The sequence below is a fragment of the Streptomyces sp. NPDC051822 genome (assembly GCF_044452745.1).
GTDB lineage: Bacteria > Actinomycetota > Actinomycetes > Streptomycetales > Streptomycetaceae > Streptomyces.
In genome coordinates this window covers 530,408-546,818 of sequence record NZ_JBITBZ010000004.1, presented here as the reverse complement: position 1 = coordinate 546,818, position 16,411 = coordinate 530,408, and the positions used below count along the sequence as shown (strand labels likewise).

Genomic DNA, 16,411 nt, shown 5'->3' with positions numbered 1-16,411 from the left:
CGGCGGCAGCACGGCACACGTACGTGCGTACGTCTGCCCGTGGCGGGCGCGCGGGGGAAGGGCGAGATCAGCAGGACGGGCGACACACGCAGCCCGCGTAGCGGACGAGGTCCATATGGACCCTCCGCCACAGGCGCACATCGGTGTCGGTCACGCTCCGGAGTACACCATGAGCGCCCGGGGGAATCAACGCATGTCCGCCGTGCGGTCGCTGTCGGCGGACACCGCTGCCGCCACCTCTTCCTCCGTCTTCGCCTCTGTCTTCGTCTCCGGCCCGTCCGTCTCCGCGCCGCCGCGGGCCGCGTCCGCCGCCGCGTACAGCTCCTCGGCGCGGACCCCGGAGAACGCGGCGACGAGGTGCCCGTCGGGCCGAACCAGCAGGACGGCGTGGGCCGGCGCGCCCGGGTACGCCTCGGTCACCAGGACCTCCGCCTTCGCCGGGAGGGCGCGTACCGCCTCGTCGAGCCGGGGCATGACCCCCGCACCCTGCCAGTGGCGCCGGTCCCACACCCCGGTGCCGGGAGCGACGAGGACGACCAGGAGGCGGCCCTGACCGAGCCGGTCCCTGAGCCGTACGGTCGTGCCGTCCGGGGCGGTCACGCGGACGTCCTCGACGGGGGCGCCCTCCGGGGTGCCCACGGGCGTCCGTCCCTCGGTGTACGGGGGTGCGAGGGGGGAGTGCGGGTACGCGGGGGGCGCGCCGAGCGGGCCGCGCCCCACGTGGCCGTCGGCCAGCAGGGCGTCGTGGCCGCGGGTGCCCCCGGGGAGGTAGGTCCGCAGGCCTCCGCCGCCGCGCAGGGCGGGAAGCGACTGGTCCGCCGCGCGCAGCCGGTGGGCGACGGCCGTACGCCGCTCGCTCTGGTAGCTGTCGAGCAGTCGCTCCGAGCCGCCGTGGTGCCAGGTGTGGGCGAGTTTCCAGGCGAGGTTGTCCACGTCCCTGAACCCCTCGTCGAGTCCCTGGGTGCCGACCGCGCCGAGCAGGTGCGCCGCGTCCCCGGCGAGGAGGACCCGGTCGACCCGCCAGCGGCGGGCGAGCCGCTGGTGCAGGGTGTGCACGCCGGTGTCGATGAGTTCGTACGGGGGTGGTGTCACCCCGTCGCACCAGCCGGCGAGGGTCTCGCGGATCCGGGCTACCAGCGCGTCCGGGGTGACCAGGTCGCCACGGGGCGGCAGCAGCCAGTCGATCCGCCACACCCCGTCGGGCAGCGGGCGGGCGGTGATCTCCTCGGGGGCGCCCCGCCAGGGGGGCTGACGGTGCAGCAGTGCCTCGCCGGGCCAAGGGAGTTCGGTGCGAAGGGCCGCGACGGCGTGCCGTTCCACCGCCGTACGGCCGGGGAAGCGGATCCCGAGGAGCTTGCGCACGGTCGAGCGGGCCCCGTCGCAGCCGACGAGGTGGCTGCCGCGCCACCAGGTGCCGCCGGGGCCCCGGGTGTGGGCGACCACCCCGTCCTTGTCCTGCTCGATGGTGTCGAGCCGGGACTCGGTGACGAGCCTGATGAGCTTCTGGTGGGCGATGGCGTCGCGGAGTCCGCGTGCGAGGGCGTGCTGGGGGATGTGCAGCGGCGCGGCGGGGGTGGCGGGGGCGGCGGGGTCCTCGGACCACTCCTCCGTGCCGCCGAGGCCGAGGTCGAGCTCGTGGTGGCGTACCAGCTGGCGGCGGCGCATACCGCGCCAGCCGACCCAGCGGAGGCCCTCGTCACGGAGGGTGGTGCAGCCGAGCCGCTCCACCATGGCGGCCGTGTCGGCGCGCAGGACGACGCTCCGGGCGGGGCGTGGCTCCTCCTTGCCCGAGCCCTCGTCGAGGACGACGCTGGGCACACCCTGCGCGGCGAGCGCGAGGGAGAGCGCGAGGCCGACCGGCCCCGCGCCCACGATGATCACCGGGTCCACGGCGCGGCTCCTGAAGGCCGGACGGTCATGGGGGCAGCACAGCTGAGTGTGGCACGAGCCCGGTGCTTGATCACAGACCGTATGCAACCCACTGAGGGTGCTTGCGTCAAGCGACGGGGTGGGCGCGGTGCGGCCGACCTGAAGTCGGTTCCGCTCCGGCCCACCCCTGTTGTCCCACGGACCCCGTCGGGGTCAGGCGTCGCTGACGGCCTTCTTGACCTCGTCGGTGGCTCCGGCCTGGGCCGGGATGATCACCGCGGCGGACTTCCTGCCCTGCCGCAGGCGCCTCTCCAGCCGGCTCGCGAAGGTGGTCAGGACGAAGTTCAGGACGATGTAGATCAGCGCGATGACCACGAGGGTCGCGATCGTGTTGGCGCCGTAGTTGGCCGTGATCTGCCGGTTCTGGCTGAGCAGTTCGCCGAAGCCGAGCAGGGCGCCGCCGAGCGCGGTGTCCTTGACGATCACGACGAGCTGGCTGACCAGGGCCGGGAGCATCACGGTGACGGCCTGCGGCAGCAGGACGTACAGCATGGTCTGGCCCTTGCGCATGCCGAGCGCCACGGCCGCGTCGCCCTGGCCCCGGGGCAGCGAGAGCACTCCTGCGCGGACGACCTCGGCGATCACCGAGGCGTTGTAGAGCACCAGGCCGGTGACGACCGCGTACAGCGGGCGGAAGTCCGAGCTCACGGTCGTGAACTCTCGGTAGAGCTGGCTGGCGAACATCATCAGGAGCAGCACCGGAATGGCGCGGAAGAACTCCACGACGGCGCCGACGGGCACCCGCACCCAGCGGTGGTCGGAGAGCCGGCCGATGCCGAGGACCGCGCCGAGGGGCAGTGCGATCAGGATGGAGAGCGCGGCGGCCTTGAGGGTCTCCATGAGGCCGGGCAGCAGGTACGTCGTCCAGACCTGGGAGTCGGTGACGAACGGGCTCCACTTGTCCGCGTCCAGCTGGTGCTTCTCGTTCAGGGCGGCCAGCACCCACCAGCCCGCCAGGGCGAGGACCGCGAGGAAGCCGATCGTGTAGAGGATGTTCCGCCGCTTGGCGCGGGGCCCGGGGGTGTCGTACAGGACGGAGCTCATCGCTTCACCGCCAGTCGCTTGGCCGCCCAGCCCAGGATCAGGCCGGTGGGGAGGGTGAGGGCGATGAATCCGAAGGCGAAGACCGCGAAGACGGCGAACAGCGCGTCGGCCTCGTTCTCGATCATCTCCTTCATCAGGAACGCGGCCTCGGCGGCGCCGATGGCGGCCGCCACGGTGGTGTTCTTGGTGAGGGCGATCAGGACGTTGGCGAGCGGGGTCACCGCGGCGCGGAAGGCCTGCGGGAGGACCACGAGCGTGAGGACCTGGGTGAAGCTCATGCCGAGCGCGCGGGCGGCCTCGGCCTGGCCCGCCGGGACGGTGTTGATCCCCGAGCGCAGTGCCTCGCAGACGAAGGTGCCGGTGTAGGCGATGAGTCCGAGGACGGCGAGCCGGAAACCGATGTCCTCGGAGCGCTGCCCGCCGAGCGTGATGAGCAGGGTCTGGTTGAGGCCCAGCAAGCAGGCCACGATGACCACTGTCAGCGGAGTGTTCCGGACGATGTTCACGTACGAGGTGCCGAAGGCGCGCATCAGCGGGACCGGGCTGACCCGCATCGCGACCAGGGCGGTGCCCCAGATCAGCGAGCCGATCGCCGAGTAGAGGGCGAGCTTCGCCGTCACCCAGAAGGCGCCGAGCAGGTCGTACTGCCCGGAATCAAGAAAGTCGAACACGATGCCCGCGCTCTCCCCTGGTGGTCGGTCGGTGTGACGGCCGGTGCGTGGGCAGCGGCCGGTGCCGGTGTGACGGCCGCCCCGCGGAGGGGCGGCCGTCACGGCCGGAGTGGGTCAGATCAGTTCTCGACCTTCGGAGCGGCCTCGTACTTGTAGCCGGAGGGGCCGAAGTGCTCCTTGACGAGCTTCTCCCAGGTGCCGTCGGAGACCATCTTCTCCAGCGCCTTGTTGATCTTGCCGCGCAGCTCGTCGTCGCCCTTCTTGACGCCGATGCCGTACTTCTCGTCGCTCATCCGGAGACCGGCGAGCTTGAACTTGCCCGCGTGCTCCTTCTGCGAGGCGTAGCCCGCGAGGATGGAGTCGTCGGTGGTCAGGGCGTCGACGGCCTTGTTCTCCAGGCCGGTGAGGCACTCGGAGTAGCCGCCGAGCTGCTGCAGGTCGGCCTTCGGGGCCAGCTTGTCCTTGACGTTCTGCGCGGAGGTCGAGCCGGTGACCGAGCAGAGCTTCTTGGAGTTCAGGTCCTCGACCTTGGTGATCGAGCTGTCGTCGGCGCGCACGAGCAGGTCCTGGTGGGCCAGGAAGTACGGACCGGCGAAGTCGACCTCCTTCTTGCGCTTGTCGTTGATCGAGTAGCTGGCGACGACGAACTTGACGTCACCGTTCTTGATCAGGTTCTCGCGCTCGGCGCTCGGCGCCTGCTTGAAGTTGATCTTGTCCTCGGCGTAGCCGAGCTCCTTGGCGACGTAACGGGCGACGTCCACGTCGAAGCCGGCGTACTTGCCGTCCGGGGTCTTCAGGCCAAGGCCGGGCTGGTCGAACTTGATGCCGACGTTGATCTTGTCACCGTTGCTGCCGGAGTCCGAGCCGCCGCCACAGGCGGTGGCGGTCAGGGCGAGGACGGCGGCGGCCGCGACGGCGGTGGAGATGCGACGAAGCTTCATCGAGGAATGTCCCTTGATCTAGAAGTGAGTTGGGAAGAATAGGCCCGAACTCGCTCAGTGGTGAAGGATCTTGGAGAGGAAGTCCTTGGCCCGGTCGCTGCGCGGGTTGCTGAAGAACTCCTCGGGCGTGGCCTGTTCGACGATGCGTCCGTCGGCCATGAACACGACCCGGTTGGCGGCGGAGCGGGCGAAACCCATCTCGTGGGTCACGACCACCATCGTCATGCCGTCCCTGGCCAGCTGCTGCATGACCTCCAGGACCTCGTTGATCATCTCGGGGTCGAGAGCCGAGGTCGGCTCGTCGAACAGCATGACCTTCGGGCCCATCGCGAGGGCGCGGGCGATCGCCACGCGCTGCTGCTGGCCGCCGGAGAGCTGCGCGGGGTACTTGTCGGCCTGGGTGCCGACCCCGACCCGGTCCAGCAGGGCGCGGGCCTTGGCCTCGGCGGCCTTCTTCTCCGTCCTGCGGACCTTGATCTGCCCCAGCATCACGTTCTCGAGCACCGTCTTGTGCGCGAAGAGGTTGAACGACTGGAACACCATGCCGACGTCGGACCGCAGCCGGGCGAGCTCCTTGCCCTCCGCCGGCAGCGGCTTGCCGTCGATGCTGATGGAGCCGGAGTCGATGCTCTCCAGCCGGTTGATCGTGCGGCACAGCGTCGACTTGCCGGACCCGGACGGTCCGATGACGACCACGACCTCGCCGCGGCTGATCGTCAGGTCGATGTCCTGGAGGACATGCAGTGCGCCGAAGTGCTTGTTCACGCCGGACAGTACGACCAGGTCGTCCGCGGCGCGCGGGGTGTCCTCGGGCCCTACGGGCGCTGACTTGGACACAGACTCTCCGCTCATCGGGCTCTTGCTCCGTCCTCCTCGGTTGGGGAGGACACTAGAGACCCGATGTGAGGACCGTCATTACATCTGAGCGGAAATTGAGGATAACGATCCGGCCGCAACCGGACACAGTGCGTGAACGGGACACCCGCAGTCGTACCGGGTGCATAACAGAAACACCGGCGACACAAGGTGACACTTGACTGTGACACCGAAGATCGGTGTTCATGCCCTGGTACCACCTGGTACACAGAGAGCCGCCGATCGGCGCATCACCACGGAGGAGGTACGTATGCGACTGCTGCTCGTCGAGGACGACGACCATGTCGCCGCAGCCCTCTCCGCGATCCTCGCCCGGCACGGCTTCACCGTCACCCACGCCCGCAACGGCGAGGAGGCGCTCCAGGCCGTCCTGCCCACGGCGCAGGGCGAGCGCCCCTCCTACGGGGTGATCCTGCTCGACCTCGGCCTCCCCGACCAGGACGGCTACCAGGTCTGCGGCCGCATCCGGAAGCTCACCACCACCCCGGTGATCATGGTGACCGCGCGCGGCGACGTACGCTCCCGGATCCACGGGCTCAACCTCGGCGCCGACGACTACGTCGTCAAGCCCTACGACCCCGGCGAGCTCCTCGCCCGCATCCACGCGGTCAGCCGGCGCAACGCGGGCACCGAGGAGACCGCCGGGAGCGGCACGGGAGCCGACGCCTCCCTGCTGCGGCTGGGATCCGTCACCATCGAGCTGCCGACCCGGCGGGTCAGTGTCGAAGGCGAGAGCATCCCCCTCACCCGCAAGGAGTTCGACCTGCTCGCCCTCCTCGCCCAGCGCCCCGGAGTCGTCTTCCGCCGCGAACAGATCATCAGCGAGGTCTGGCACACCAGTTGGGAGGGGACGGGCCGCACCCTGGAGGTGCACGTCGCCTCCCTGCGCTCCAAGCTGCGCATGCCCGCCCTCATCGAGACCGTGCGGGGCGTCGGCTACCGCCTGGTCGCCCCCGCCGCCTGACCGCGGGACGGCCCCTCCGTGCGCACCCGCCTCCTGCCGCTGCTCATCATCCTGATGGCCGGCGTCCTGCTCGCCCTCGGCTTCCCCCTCGCCGCCAGTCTCGCCGCGTCCGAGCAGCAGCGGGTCATCGTCGACCGGCTCGACGACGGCGCGCGCTTCGCCGCCCTCGCCCAGTTCGTCAGGGAGACCAGCCCCGGCACCGACGAGCGGCGCGACACCCTCCGCGGCGAACTCGCCAGCTACCACGACGTGTACGACATCCGCGTCGGCATCTTCTACCGCGACAACCGGGCCATGGCCGCCGCCCCCGAGGACTGGGCCCTCCCTTCCGAGGGGGAGGGCCGCCGCGCCTTCCGCGAGGCCCTCCTCGGCCGCCGCAGCCACGACCCGCCCCAGGTGTGGCCGTGGCAGGGCCACGCCCGGATCACCATCGCCTCCCCGGTCGTCAGGGACGGGGACGTCGTCGCCGTCGTCGTCACCGACTCGCCCACCGGACAGCTGCGTTCCCGCATCCTGCGCGGCTGGCTGCTGATCTTCGCGGGCGAGGCCGCCGCCATGCTGCTCGCCGTCGGCGCCGCCTTCCGGCTCACCGGCTGGGTCCTGCGGCCCGTCCGCGTCCTCGACTCCGTCACCCACGACATCGCCACCGGCCGGATGAACTCCCGCGTCGCCGCGACCGGCGGGCCGCCCGAACTGCGCCGACTCGCCCTCTCGTTCAACGAGATGGCCGACAACGTCGAGGAAGCGCTCGAACAGCAGCGGGCGTTCGTCGCCGACGCCTCCCACCAGCTGCGCAACCCGCTGGCCGCGCTGCTCCTGCGGATCGAACTGCTCGCCATGGAGCTCCCCGAGGGGAACGAGGAGATCGCCTCCGTACGGACCGAGGGCAAGCGCCTCTCGCAGGTCCTCGACGACCTCCTCGACCTGGCGCTCGCCGAGCACACGGCGGCCGAGCTGCGGCTCGTCGACGTCGGCGCGCTCACCGCCGAGCGGGTCGCCTCCTGGCGGCCGGTCGCCGACGACAAGGGCGTCCTGCTGACCGGGGAGTGCGGAGCCGCCACGGGCTGGGCGGACCCGGTGGCGCTCTCCAGCGCCCTGGACGCGGTGATCGACAACGCGCTCAAGTTCACGCCGCCAGGGGAGGAGGTCACCGTCACGGTCCCGGTGCCGAAGGGCGTCGACTGCGTCTCCGTCGTCGTCGCCGACCACGGCCCCGGCCTCACGGAGGACGAGCTGGTGCGGGTCGGCGACCGCTTCTGGCGCTCCGGGCGGCACCAGAACGTCAAGGGCTCGGGGCTCGGCCTGTCCATCACGCGCGTCCTGCTGACGGCCGGCGGCGGAAGCCTCGCGTTCGCCCCGAACGAGCCGCACGGACTACGGGTGACGGTGACCGTCCCCCGGCACGCGCCCGCCGACGGCGGCAGGAGCACCGGTCAGGGCTTCACCGAGCGGTAGTAGCGGCGGGCGCCCTCGTGGAGCTTCAGGGGTTCCGTGTAGACGGCGGTCCGCAGGTCCACCAGCTGGGCCGGGTGGACCTGGCCGCCGATCCGGTCCCGGCTCCTGATCACCGTACGGGTGAAGCCCTCCACCAGGTCCCGGTCGGCCCCGACCGTGGTGACCAGGAGGTTCGCCACCGCCAGCGTCTCCACCTGCTGCCCGTCCTGGGCCTTCGTGTACGCGTCGGCGGGGATCACCGCGGACCGGTAGTGGCGGGTCGCGTCGCCGGCCTGGTGCATCCGGTCCACCAGGGCCGCGTCGAGCGGGATCAGCCGGATCGGGAAACGCTCGGACAGGTCCTGCACCGCGTGCGTGGGCAGCCCGCCCGACCAGAAGAAGGCGTCGAGCTCGCCGCGCTGCAGGAGCCCCGGCATCGTGTCGATGCCCGCCGACACCGGCTCGACGTCCCGGGTGGGCGTGAGGCCGGCCGCCGCGAGGACCCGGTCGGCGATCAGCCGTACGCCGGACCCGTCCTGGCCGACCCCGACCCGCAGCCCGCGCAGGTCCTGCGGCTCGCGGATCTCCGAGCCCTTGCGGACCACCAGCTGGACGTAGTCGTCGTACAGCCGGGCGCAGCCGCGCAGCCGCTCGAAGCCGGGCCTGCCCTCCCGCTGGTACTGGGCCACCGCGTCGGCCGTCGCGACGGTGAAGTCCGCCTCGCCCGTGGCCACCCGGGCCAGGTTCTGCTGGGAGCCCTCGCTGTCCTTGAGCCGTATCGACACCTCGGGCAGGTCCGTGGCGAGGGCCTGCTTGAGCAGCTCCCCGTACCGCTGGTAGACGCCGGTGGGGACGCCCGTGCTGAAGGTGACCGTGCCGCTCGGCGCGGGCGCGCCGAAGGGTGCCAGCCACCACACCAGCACCCCGCACACCGCGAGCAGCGCGGCCGAGACCGCCAGGACACGGCGGCGGGCGGCACGGGAGAGGGAGGCGAGCATGACGGCGATCCTGCCAGCTCACCGCCGTCCCTGGCCAGGATCGGGCGGTGTGGGCGTCCGCACGGACCCGGGCGAGCGGGCCCGTACGGACGTCAGGGGACTGGTACGGACCCGGGCGAGCGGGCCCGTAGGGCGGGCTCGTCAGTAGGCGAAGCCTGACTTGCCCGTCTTCGTCGTGGTGACGTGGGTGATGCCGCTGCCCGGCGGCAGCGCGACCGTGGTGACGCTCGGCGCGGTGGGCGCGGTCGTCGATCCGTCGCCGAGCTGGGCGGCCGCGTTGGCGCCCCAGCCGATCACCGAGCCGTCGTCGAGCGCGGCGAGAGTGAAGTCGGCGCCGCCCGCGATGTCCTGGACGCCCTTGATGCCGTCCAGGACGACCGGGGTGGTGCGGTTGGCGTTGGTGCCGTCGCCGAGCTGCCGGTCGGTGTTCTTGCCCCAGCCGACGAGGCTGCCGTCGTCGAGGACGGCGAAGGCGGACGCCGAGGTGGCGAAGATCCTGGCGACCGAGTCGATGTAGGCGACGTCCACCGGCTTGTTGCTGTCGGTGGTGGCGTCGTTGCCGAGCTGGCCCTCGGCGCCCTTGCCCCAGGACTTCACCGTGCCGTCGGCGGTGAGGGCGATCACATGCTCGCAGCCCACCGAGATCGACTCGACGTCGACGAGGTCGGGCACCTGCTGCGGGGTCTCGCGGGTGGTGTTGTTGCCCGTGCCGAGACGTCCGTTGGTGCCCAGGCCCCAGGTCCAGACCGTGCCGTCCTGGCGCAGCGCCACGCTGAAGTCGCAGCCCGCGCCGACGTCCTTGACCTTGTCCAGGCTCTGTACGGGGATCGGGTTCTTGTACGGGTTGGTGACGTCCTGGCCGGTGCCCAGCTGCTTCGAGGCGTTGCTGCCCCAGGCGAGGATCCGGCCGCCTTTGACGGCGAGGACGTGGTTCGCGCCGGCGGAGACCTCGCTCACCCCGGAGAGGCCGCTGACGGTCGCGGGGAAGCTCTGGGCGGTGGTGGTGCCGTTGCCGAGCTGGCCGGTGGCGTTGGAGCCCCAGCTCTTGACGGTGCCGTCCTTGAGGAGGGCGACGGCGAAGCCGTTGGCGGTGTTGCCGGCACCGCCGCCGCCTCCGGACATCTCACGGACGTCGTCGCGGGTGATGCCGGAGACGGCCGTGGGGGTCTGCTGGGCGAGGACACTGCCGTTGCCCAGCTGCCCCACGGTGTTCTCGCCCCAGGCCCGCACCCAGGGGTCGGTGCCGGCGGCGGCGTGGGCGGTGACCACGGGGGTGGTGAGGGCGGTGGCCGCCGTGAGGGCGGTGAGCAGATACGTACGTACGGGGAGACGCATGGGGACCTTCCGGGTCAGTAGGCGTAGCTGGACTTCCAGACGGTGGAAGCAGCGACGCGGGTCACACCGCTGCCCGCGGGCAGGGCGGTGACCGGGGTGAGAGAGCTTGTGGTGGTGCCGTCGCCGAGCTGGCCGGAGCTGTTGTCGCCCCAGGACCGGACGGACCCGTCGGCGAGGACGGCGATCGTGTGCTTCCAGCCGCCGGCGACGGCGGTCACGTCGGGGGGCGCGGAGACCGGGACCGGGGTGGTCCGGTCGACGGTGGTGCCGTCGCCGAGCTGCCCCGCCGAGTTCCAGCCCCAGGCGCGGACGCTGCCGTCGTCGAGGACGGCGAGGCTGTGATAGCCGCCGCTGAAGAGGCGGGCGACGCCGTCGAGGTGCCGTACGTCCACGGGCGTCGGGCTCGATTCGACGGTGCCGTTGCCGAGCTGGCCGAACGTGCCCCGGCCCCAGGCCTTCACGGTTCCGTCGGCGAGGAGGGCGAGGGTGTGATGGCAGCCGATGGCGATGGCCGCGGCGTCGGTGAGTCCGGGGACCTTCTTCGGTGTGTTCTGGTCGGTCGTCGAGTCGATACCGAGCTGACCGTCGGCGTTCCGGCCCCAGGTCCAGACGGTGCCGTCCTCGCGCAGGGCCACGGTGTGATAGCAGCCCGCCGCGATGTCCTTGACCTTGTTCAGGCTCTGCACCGCGACCGGGCGGTTCGTCCCCTCCGTGCCGCCGTTGCCGAGCTGGCCGTAGGCGTTGTCGCCCCAGCCCAGGACCCGACCGTCGCGCACGGCGAAGGCGAAGTGGACCCCCGCGGCGACTTCGGAGACGCGGGACAGGCCCGCGACCGTCGCCGGGAACGGCCGGGCGGTCGTTGTTCCGTCTCCCAGCTGCCCGTTGTTGTTGCCGCCCCAGGACTGGACGGTGCCGTCGTTCAGGAGGGCGACCGCGAAGGAGTTGGCGTTGTTGCCGCCACCGCCGCCGAGTTCGCGCACATCGGCCAGGGCCAGGCCCTTGACCGGTGACGGGGTCTGCTGGTCCAGCGTGCTCCCGTTGCCGAGCTGGCCCGCGGTGTTCAGGCCCCACCCCCGTACCCACGGATCACGTGGTTCGGCGTGGGCCGGGACCGCCGCGAGGGCGAGCAGCGCCAGGGCCCCGGCGGCGAGGCGTGCGTACGCGTACGTCATGGGCGCAGCCCCCTCAGTACGCGTACGTCGTGTTGCCGCCGAGCGACACCGCCACCGCCTTGATCGCCGAGCCCTCGTTGAGGATCTTCACCGACTCGTAGCGGGAGACCGTGGTGCCGTTGCCGAGCTGGCCCTCGCCGTTGTGGCCCCAGGCGAAGACGTCGTCGGCCGTGACGGCGACGCCGTGCCGGGCGCCCGCGGCGAGGTGCTGGACGCCTTCGAGGCGCGGGATCTCGACGGGGGCGGTGCGGTTGGTGCGGGAGACGTTGGAGTCGAAGGCCTCGTCGGACTCCAGGAGCTGGCCGTACTGGTTGTTGCCCCAGCCCCAGACATGGCTGTCGCTCGTCTTGACGTAGTTGTGGTGCGCGCCCGCCTCGATGTCGGAGACGCCCTCCACCCAGTCGACGTCGACCGGCAGGGTCGAGCTCTTGGTGCTGGAGTTGCCGAGCTGGCCGTAGAGGTTGTAGCCCCAGGCCTTGACGGTGTCGTCGGAGGTCAGGGCGAGGGCGTGGTGGCAGCCGGCGTCGATCTCCACGACCTCCTTCAGGCCCTCGACGAGCCGGGGTACGGAGCTGGTGGCGCGGTTGCCGGTGCCGAGCTGGCCGTGGATGCCGCGGCCCCAGGCGTACACCTTGCCGTTCTCCAGGAGGGCGAGGCTGAAGTCGCAGCCGGCCGAGATCTGCTTGACCTTGGGCATGCCCTGGACGCGGTCGGGGACGGTGCGGCTGTCGCCGGTGCGGTTGTTGCCGAGCTGGCCGTAGGCGTTGTCTCCCCAGGAGTAGACCTGGCCGCTGGTGTCGAGGGCGAGGGCGTGCTTGCCGCCGGCCGCGATGTCCTTGATGTTGTTCAGACGGGGGACCGTGGTGGGCACGGTCTGGTTGGCGTTTCCGCCGTTGCCCAGCTGGCCGGAGGAGTTGTGGCCCCAGGACTTGACCGTCTTGTCGGTACGGGCGAGGGCGAAGGAGTCGGCGGACGAGGTGCCGCCCGCCGACATCTGGTCCACGTCGCCGCGGAAGAGGCTGGTGACCGAGGACGGGCTGAGGCTGTCGCCGAGGGTGCCGTTGCCGAGCTGGCCGGTGCGGCCCGCGCCCCAGCTCAGGACGGTCGGGTTGCCCTCGTTGGCGGTCGCGGCCGGGGCGAGGGCCGGTACGGCGGTCAGTGCGGCGGCGGTGAGGACGGCGGCGGTGAGCCGCTTGGAGCGCGCTGTCGTGTGCGAGGAACTGCGTCGTGAACGGGACATGGCTCTGCTCTCCTTCGACGGGGACATACGGGAGCGCGGCGTCCGGACCGTGGCGTCCGCGGGGAGGGCGGAGGTGTACGGGGCCGGTCGCGGGTCATGCGAACACGGTGTGCCGGGCCTCTGGGCATGGGGCGCCCACGGCCGGGTGCGGCGGCCGGGACGGGCCGCCGGGCACAGGAGCAGACTGTCCGAAAATGATCACCATGGCGACCGGAAAGCGTTGAAACACCCGTTTGTCGGACCTCCGTTCGGGGCGGCGTCCCAGGGGGCGCACTCGACCCGGAACGCCCCTTCCGTCGGCTCGCTTGGGGCGCCCCGGCGCGCCGCCGAACGGCGGCGGCCGGGGGAGTGAGGAGCCCCGCCGTACCCGGTCGCCCGCGCCCTCGCCCGTACCCCCGAATCCCTGCGAACGGGTGGACCGGCACGTGCGGGCGACGGCTCGCGGACACCCCCGTCCGGCCCCTCGCCGCGGACCCGAGTGCGCTCCGCCGAAGTGGTGAGCGGCCCCCGGCGTGCACGCCGCGCCGTGTGTCCTGCCGGGGCGCCGGGGCCCCTGCGGTTAGCGTCGGTCTGCGCTCGGTGATCTTGAGGACAGTCCCCTGTCCGCCCCTGGCGTCCCTGGCCGAGCCAGCCAACCACCCCCCGTCCCAAGGGAGTTCCCATGCCCGTGTCGAAGGCGTCGCCACGTCGTGTGCTGACCGTCGCCCTCCTCGCCGCAGCCCTCGCCCTCCCGCTCGCCCCCGCCGCGTACGGCGAGGAGTGCAAGCCCGAGGACCAGGCCTGCCAGGACAAGGAGGCCAACGCCAAAGAGGCGAAGGAGATCGAGGAGCAGCAGAAGAAGACCCAGGAGGCGGCCACCAAGGCCGACAAGGACATCAAGGACGCCGGGAAGAAGCTGGAGGAGTGCCCGCCCGACTCGTCCTCCTGCATGAGCAAGCTGACCGGCGGCAAGGGCGCCGCCGAGGAGCAGGGCCTCAAGGACATGACCGACACCATCGCCTCGAACGAGCCCGAGCCGAAGAACAACGCGGCCCAGGCCGTGACCTCGACCTGCGAGTCCTTCCCCGGCTCGCTGCCGCAGGGCTCCACCGACCCGGGACAGTCCCCCTTCCCGGTCGACCAGCTCTGCGGCCTCCTCGGCGGCTGAGCCGCACCTCGCGCACGTCCCCTGCTTCCTTCCCTCCCCACTCCCCACTTGCCAGTCCCCGCTCCCCTCTGTCCCGAAGGGACCCTCCGTCATGCCCGCGTGCCATCGCCGCGCCGCCCTGCTGCCCGCCCTTTCCGTCCTCCTCGGCCTCGCCGCCGTCTCCCTCGCGCCGCCCGCCGGCGCCGCCGCCGAGGGAGGGCCGGGCGAGACGCCCGTCCCCCGAGCCCTCACCGCCGACGGCCGCCCGGCCAAGGTCGGCGACGTCCTGAAGTACTGCGGCACCAAGCGTTCGGCCTGCACCTTCACCATCGACCCCAAGCTCGGCCGCGAGTACGTCACCACCGTGAAGTCGCTCGGCAACGCGGTGATCAACTGCACCCAGAGCGACATGGCCGTCGACCGGACCGTCACCCTGAAGACCGGCAGCACCGACAACATCGGCGGCGAGATCTCCGGCAAGATCACCGCCGAGGGCTCCGTCAGCGCCTCCGGAGAGGTCACCACCAACCTCTCCAACGACATCACCAGCGAGAACAAGACACCCAACCTCAAGGACGGGCCCACCTCGACGAACGGCACCAAGACCTCCGTCGCCGGCGGCGCCAAGGTGTCCGGCTCCATGAGCGCGAAGCTCGCCTTCGAAGCCGCGTTCAAGGCCACGTACTCCAAGTCCTGGACCATCGAGAACACCGAGACGACCGTCTACAAGTCGACCGTCAAGGCGCACGACATGCTCGTCTTCGGTGCGAGCGCCGCCATGCGACGCGTGGTCGGCAGCCTCGTCGCCGACACGGGGCAGCGGATCCTCGGCATCGTCGTGGACAGCCCCTCAATGGTCACCAGCAGCAATTTCATCGCCCAGACGTACGCGGCCCCCGCCGGCGTCTGCGGCGGCACGCGGCCTTCCGGGAACACCGCCCCGGCTCCCGCTCCCGGCCCTGCCCCGGCTCCCGCTCCCGGACCGCCTTCAGCCCCCGAGGTCCCCGCCGCGCGGGCGGTGCCTCCGGGCGCAGCGCCGAAGCACGTCGTCACCCTGCCCGCCGACGCTTCCTGACCCGGGAGAACCACCATGAACCGCACCACGCTCCCGGCCCTCGTCGTCCTCGGGGCCACCGGACTGCTGCTGCCCGTCGTGCCTCTCTCGTACGCGGCACAGGCCGCTCCCGCGTCCCAGGCCGTCCCCGTCCTCAACGGCGACTTCGCCGACCCGGTCATGAAGGGCGACGGCCCCACCACCGTCGGCATCGACTCCTGGACCGGCCTCAACCAGCGCTACTCGCCCACCGCTTCGGGCCGGACCGACGGCTCCCACGGCGTCGCCCTCCAGAAGGACGGCAACACCCTCCAGCAGCGGCTGCGCGGGGTCCGGGCCGGAGCCCGCGTCACCGTCAGCTACGAGGACAGCCCCGCCGTCTCCAAGGAGTGCACCGGCGAACAGGTCGTCGACGGACAGCCGTACACCGTCGGCGGCTCCGGCGGCCCCGTCCGGGAGGTCACCACCGCCGGGGACCCCGACCGTACGAAGGGGAAGCCCGGCACCGGCCGCTGGACCGCCCGCAGCTACGTCTTCACCGCGGGCGAGAACGAGCCGCTGCTCACCTTCACCTCCAAGGTCACCGACTCCCGTACGCACGTGACCTGTTCGCCGATGATCGCCCGGATCCGCGCGGTCGAGGTCCCGACGGCCCTCGACGAGACCGTCGACAAGACGGCGCTCGGGACCTCGGAGGCGTACAAGGGCAACGAACGCGAGAGCACCCTCCACAACGCGGCCGCCGCCTGCAACGGCGAGAACTCCTGCACCTTCCGGCCGGACACCCGCACCTCCTTCCGCTACTACGACCGGGCGCGGGTCATCGGCGAGGCCTTCGTCAACTGCACCCGCAACACACTGGAACACTCCCGGCTCCTCTCCTACTCCGAGCGCGGGCACGACAGCGTCTCCCAGACGTACGCCGACGCCGGCCTCGCCCTCAACGAGGTGGCCCGGCTGCCCACGTCGGGCGTACGCGAGGAGGACGAGAAGCGGGTCAAGGAGCGGCCGATGGCGACCCAATTCGCCCTCGCCTACGAGAAGGGCTGGCAGCGGCCCTGGCAGTGGTTCAGCAGCGACCAGCGGACCGTGGTGGAGAAGATCCAGCCGGGCGAGGTCAGCTGGGTCGAGATGCAGCCCAGCCGTGAGCGCGTCGAGGGCTGGTTCGTCAGCAAGAAGGACGACTACCGGCTGCACGCCGTCATCGACGGCCCCTCGCGGGCCGTGCCCGACCGGCTGCTCCAGCGCACCGGACCCATGTCGCAGGCCGAGAAGCAGCGCTGCGCCGCCGCCCGGCCGATGACCACCACCCCGGTCGGCGCCGACGCGCCCGCGAGCTCCAGCGACAAGGGGCTCCTCAAGATCCCCGCGCCGACGGCTCCCGGTGTGCGGTCCTCGGACCGGAGCATGCCGCTGGACTGACCGGGAGACCCGTACCGCGCCGCCTCACCCCGCCACGGCGGTGAGGCGGCGCAGCACCTCCTCCGCCCCGAGCACCCGTGCCACCGCGAACAGGTCGGGGCTGCGGGTGGCGCCCGTGAGGGCGACCCGGACCACGTTCGCGACCTCCCTCGGCGGGCCCGCCCAGCGGCCCGGATCCCGGGGCCAGGCCGTCGGCGATCCCCCG

General features: G+C 71.7%; 16 protein-coding genes. 5 read left to right on the top strand and 11 right to left on the bottom strand.

What is annotated here, in order from left to right; translation table 11 throughout:
- Positions 1-67: 67 nt before the first annotated feature.
- From ACIA8N_RS17190 to ACIA8N_RS17165, 6 genes are all read right to left on the bottom strand, one after another.
- Positions 68-115, bottom strand: a complete 48-nt coding sequence (locus tag ACIA8N_RS17190; RefSeq protein ID WP_309506048.1) for a hypothetical protein — start codon at positions 113-115, stop codon at positions 68-70.
- 71 nt (positions 116-186) lie between these two features.
- Complete coding sequence (locus ACIA8N_RS17185; RefSeq protein WP_365779294.1) at positions 187-1,890, bottom strand: FAD-dependent monooxygenase; 1,704 nt, start codon at positions 1,888-1,890, stop codon at positions 187-189.
- A 192-nt stretch (positions 1,891-2,082) separates the two neighbouring features.
- Positions 2,083-2,973, bottom strand: coding sequence for an amino acid ABC transporter permease (locus tag ACIA8N_RS17180; RefSeq protein ID WP_365779297.1), 891 nt, complete (start codon positions 2,971-2,973; stop codon positions 2,083-2,085).
- Complete coding sequence (locus tag ACIA8N_RS17175) at positions 2,970-3,644, bottom strand: amino acid ABC transporter permease (protein WP_365779300.1); 675 nt, start codon at positions 3,642-3,644, stop codon at positions 2,970-2,972. The genes ACIA8N_RS17180 and ACIA8N_RS17175 overlap by 4 nt, the downstream gene beginning before the upstream one ends.
- A gap of 119 nt (positions 3,645-3,763) precedes the next feature.
- Entirely contained in the window at positions 3,764-4,585 is an 822-nt protein-coding gene (locus ACIA8N_RS17170) for a glutamate ABC transporter substrate-binding protein (RefSeq protein WP_365779302.1), read from the bottom strand.
- Positions 4,586-4,639: 54 nt separating this feature from the next.
- Positions 4,640-5,437: an amino acid ABC transporter ATP-binding protein gene (locus ACIA8N_RS17165; RefSeq protein ID WP_365779304.1), complete on the bottom strand. Its 798-nt coding sequence runs from the start codon at positions 5,435-5,437 to the stop codon at positions 4,640-4,642.
- Between the two features lie 274 nt (positions 5,438-5,711).
- Here ACIA8N_RS17165 and ACIA8N_RS17160 point away from each other — a divergent pair, with 274 nt between their 5' ends.
- Both ACIA8N_RS17160 and ACIA8N_RS17155 read left to right on the top strand, forming a co-directional pair.
- Entirely contained in the window at positions 5,712-6,425 is a 714-nt protein-coding gene (locus ACIA8N_RS17160; protein WP_365779306.1) for a response regulator transcription factor, read from the top strand.
- Positions 6,426-6,443: 18 nt separating this feature from the next.
- Positions 6,444-7,880: a HAMP domain-containing sensor histidine kinase gene (locus tag ACIA8N_RS17155; RefSeq protein WP_365779308.1), complete on the top strand. Its 1,437-nt coding sequence runs from the start codon at positions 6,444-6,446 to the stop codon at positions 7,878-7,880.
- Here the strand turns inward: ACIA8N_RS17155 and ACIA8N_RS17150 are convergent.
- The 4 genes from ACIA8N_RS17150 to ACIA8N_RS17135 all read right to left on the bottom strand — a co-directional run bounded on the left by ACIA8N_RS17150 (position 7,859) and on the right by ACIA8N_RS17135 (position 12,604).
- On the bottom strand, positions 7,859-8,857 hold the full coding sequence (locus tag ACIA8N_RS17150) for a TAXI family TRAP transporter solute-binding subunit (RefSeq protein ID WP_365779310.1): 999 nt from the start codon (positions 8,855-8,857) through the stop codon (positions 7,859-7,861). The genes ACIA8N_RS17155 and ACIA8N_RS17150 overlap by 22 nt on opposite strands.
- A 141-nt stretch (positions 8,858-8,998) precedes the next feature.
- A complete protein-coding gene (locus ACIA8N_RS17145; RefSeq protein WP_365779312.1) occupies positions 8,999-10,192 on the bottom strand; it encodes a chromosome condensation regulator RCC1 in 1,194 nt (397 codons plus the stop codon).
- Between the two features lie 14 nt (positions 10,193-10,206).
- Positions 10,207-11,364 carry a chromosome condensation regulator RCC1 gene (locus ACIA8N_RS17140; RefSeq protein ID WP_365779314.1) on the bottom strand — a complete coding sequence of 386 codons (1,158 nt, stop codon included), beginning with the start codon at positions 11,362-11,364 and terminating at the stop codon, positions 10,207-10,209.
- Between the two features lie 13 nt (positions 11,365-11,377).
- On the bottom strand, positions 11,378-12,604 hold the full coding sequence (locus tag ACIA8N_RS17135; RefSeq protein ID WP_365779316.1) for a sialidase: 1,227 nt from the start codon (positions 12,602-12,604) through the stop codon (positions 11,378-11,380).
- Between the two features lie 661 nt (positions 12,605-13,265).
- Between ACIA8N_RS17135 and ACIA8N_RS17130 the strand changes: the two genes are divergently transcribed.
- From ACIA8N_RS17130 to ACIA8N_RS17120, 3 genes are all read left to right on the top strand, one after another.
- Complete coding sequence (locus ACIA8N_RS17130; RefSeq protein WP_365779319.1) at positions 13,266-13,751, top strand: hypothetical protein; 486 nt, start codon at positions 13,266-13,268, stop codon at positions 13,749-13,751.
- Between the two features lie 91 nt (positions 13,752-13,842).
- Entirely contained in the window at positions 13,843-14,805 is a 963-nt protein-coding gene (locus ACIA8N_RS17125) for a hypothetical protein (protein ID WP_365779322.1), read from the top strand.
- A gap of 15 nt (positions 14,806-14,820) precedes the next feature.
- Complete coding sequence (locus ACIA8N_RS17120) at positions 14,821-16,206, top strand: hypothetical protein (protein WP_365779325.1); 1,386 nt, start codon at positions 14,821-14,823, stop codon at positions 16,204-16,206.
- A gap of 24 nt (positions 16,207-16,230) precedes the next feature.
- On the opposite strand, the gene ACIA8N_RS17115 is transcribed toward ACIA8N_RS17120, so the two are convergent.
- On the bottom strand, positions 16,231-16,341 hold the full coding sequence (locus ACIA8N_RS17115) for a hypothetical protein (protein ID WP_365779327.1): 111 nt from the start codon (positions 16,339-16,341) through the stop codon (positions 16,231-16,233).
- Between the last annotated feature and the right edge of the window lie 70 nt (positions 16,342-16,411).